This is a genomic window from Peptostreptococcus sp., from assembly GCF_977045075.1.
In genome coordinates this window covers 1-3173 of record NZ_CDRRTB010000121.1, presented here as the reverse complement: position 1 = coordinate 3173, position 3173 = coordinate 1, and the positions used below count along the sequence as shown (strand labels likewise).

Annotated in this window: 3 protein-coding genes; all 3 read right to left on the bottom strand. The window is 37.9% G+C overall.

Annotated features, from left to right (window positions below; all coding sequences use genetic code 11):
- Nucleotides 1–136: 136 nt before the first annotated feature.
- Nucleotides 137–544: an ATP-binding protein gene (locus tag ACW6OJ_RS07740; RefSeq protein WP_293427663.1), complete on the bottom strand. Its 408-nt coding sequence runs from the start codon at nt 542–544 to the stop codon at nt 137–139.
- Nucleotides 545–546: 2 nt separating this feature from the next.
- The gene (locus tag ACW6OJ_RS07735) at nt 547–864 is read right to left on the bottom strand and encodes an STAS domain-containing protein (protein WP_314495130.1); all 318 of its coding nucleotides are present in this window, start codon (nt 862–864) and stop codon (nt 547–549) included.
- 36 nt (nt 865–900) lie between these two features.
- A partial coding sequence (gene gyrA / locus ACW6OJ_RS07730) for a DNA gyrase subunit A (RefSeq protein ID WP_456096239.1) occupies nt 901–3173 on the bottom strand: 2273 nt, incomplete at its 5' end.

Here is a 3173-nt window from a genome sequence, read left to right as displayed (position 1 = left end):
ACAGTATTTTTGCCAAGTATAGATGTTTCTCAATAAGTATGTTTCTAACCGCAGCATTTGTCTTATCATCAGAAAAAATTTTGAAAAGTTCTTTTACGTCCATTTCTTCATATTTTTTTTCTGTGATCAAATCCATTTATTCCTCAACTCCAACCAACTTTGTCATCTTAATTATAGTTCCACACTTATCACAAGACTTTATTTCAACCTCATCCATTAGAGTCTTTATTATAAATATACCTAGACCACTAGTTTTTGGATTTTTTAAGTCTGGTGATGCTAAAGAATCAACATCATAACCTATACCATCGTCTAAAACCTCAATGGTTAACCTATCAGGATATACATAAAACTTAACCTGAAATTCGTCCTTTTTGCTGTGTTTGATGGCATTTGTACAAGCTTCTGATACACAAACTTTCATATCTTCTATATCATCAAGTGAAAAGCCAATCCTGCTAGCTACACCTGATAATGTTAGTCTGATTACAGATACAAAATCTGGGTTGACAGACATATTCATGCTTATTAAATCGTACGCCAAATTTATCCCTCCATGTTTATGATCTGGTCTAGACCAGTAATCTTAAAAATTCTTTTTACATTATCCTTGGCATTGGATATCTTTATATCCTTACCGTCAGTCCTTAATTTTTTCATAAGTCCTACTAGTACACCTATACCTGTAGAGTCTATATATTCAAGATTAGTCATATCAATTACTACATCTGCAAACTTTTCTTCTACAGCCTTATATAATTCTTCCTTAAGATTGTTGGCACACGCCAGGTCTAGTTCACCCTTTAGTGCAACAAGCCACTCATTTGAATCATTTTCATAATTCGATTTTATATTTAACGACATAAAATCCTCCTTAAAACACTCAAATCTTACTAGATATTATTCCTCTTCTCCCTTTAGTTTAGCTATTGAAACTACTTCAACCTCTTCATCTGTCTTCATTAGTTTAACACCGCTAGTCACCCTACCGAAAATAGATATTTCATTCACCCTAATCCTTATCAAGACTCCATTAGAATTTATCATCATCATTTCGTCATCCTCGTTAACTAGGGTAGCACCAACTAGTTTGCCAGTCTTAGAGTTGATATTATATGTTTTTATACCCTTACCAGCCCTAATTTGTGGTCTGTATTCCTCTGTTTCAGTCCTCTTGCCGAAGCCCTTTTCACTTACTACTAATAAGTCAGATCCATTGCTTATAAGGTCCATAGAAACTACCTGGTCTCCCTTAGATAGGGTGATACCCTTGACACCAGTCGCTGTTCTTCCCATAGCCCTTACATCATTTTCGTTAAATCTGATTGACATACCATTTTCAGTGACTAGGATTATATCCTCTTCGCCACTAGTCCTGTTTACACCTATTAGCTCGTCACCATCTTTTAGGTTTATAGCTATTAGGCCAGACTTGTTGATATTCTTAAAGTCTGATATAGGTGTCTTCTTCACTATACCACTCTTTGTAACAAATAGTAGATACTTCAAGTCGTCATTTTCCTTGCTGTCTGTATTGAAGGAAATAGTCCTTGCTATCTTTTCACCAGGATTTAGCTGTAGTAGGTTGACTATAGCTGTTCCCTTTGATGTCCTCTTACCTTCTGGAACCTCATAGGCATTTAGCTTGTAGACCCTACCCCTATTTGTAAAGAATAGCATCAATGAGTGGGTAGTTGTAGATATCAAGTCTGTTACAAAGTCTTCTTCTCTTGTAGTCAAGGCTGAAATACCCCTTCCGCCCCTCTTCTGGCTCTTGTATGTATCGGCAGGCAACCTCTTTATATAACCAAGGTGGGTAAGTGTTATAGCTACTTCCTCTTCCTCATAAAGGTCTTTTAGGGCTATTTCACCCTCTGCTGGCTTTATTTCTGTCCTTCTTGGATCTGCATACTTGTCCTTAATGGCTAGCATTTCATCCTTTATTACTCCAAATAACTTGCTTTCATCAGCTAGTATAGATTCTAGGTATGTTATTCTTTCCATTAATTCCTTGTATTCATTATCTATCTTATCTCTTTCTAGACCTGTCAACCTCTGAAGTCTCATATCAAGGATTGCCTGGGCCTGTATATCTGATAGGGCAAATTCTTCTATCAGCTTTTCCTTGGCTATCTGACCATTTTCAGAGCCCCTGATTATTGATATTACCCTATCTATATTGTCTAGGGCTATTTTTAAACCTTCTAATATATGGGCTCTAGCCTGGGCCTTCTTAAGCTCAAACTGAGTTCTTCTTGTGATTACATCCTTCTGGTGGTCTACATAGCACTCTAGGTACTGCTTTAGGTTAAGTACCTTTGGAGTCTTGTCCACTATGGCCAGATTTATAATTGAGAAGGTCTCCTCTAGCTGTGAGTGCTTGTATAGGTTATTTAGTATAATATTGGCATTTACATCCCTCTTTAACTCTATTACAACCCTTATACCATGTCTATTAGTTTCATCTCTAAGGTCTGATATTCCTTCAACCTTCTTGTCCCTTACTAGGTCTGCTATTCTTTCTACCAACCTAGATTTATTGACCTGGAATGGTATTTCTGTTATTACTATCTGCTGCTTTCCCTTTGGTAGCTCTTCTATTTCGGCCCTAGCTCTTACCCTGACCTTACCCCTACCTGTCCTGTAGGCTTCTTTGATCCCTTCTGTACCAATTATCATAGCACCAGTCGGGAAGTCTGGTCCAGCTATATGTTCCATTAGATCTTCTGTAGTACAATCCCTATTATCTATATAGTGGACTGTTGCATCTATTACTTCACCTAGGTTATGAGGTGGTATAGATGTAGCCATACCAACAGCTATACCATTAGAACCATTTGCTAATAGGTTTGGATACCTAGCAGGCAATACTAGTGGCTCTTGAAGGGATTCGTCAAAGTTTGGACCAAAGTCAACTGTTTCCTTATCAATATCCCTTAGTAGTTCTGTAGCCAGCCTAGACATCCTTGCTTCAGTATAACGCATGGCTGCTGGACTGTCTCCATCCACATTACCAAAGTTACCCTGACCATCTACCAATAGTCCCCTAGTAGCAAAGTCCTGGGCCATCTTTACCATAGCCATATAAACTGATGAGTCACCATGTGGATGATACTTACCTAGTACGTCACCGACTATACGGGCTGACTTTCTATATGGCTTGTCTGGTGTGA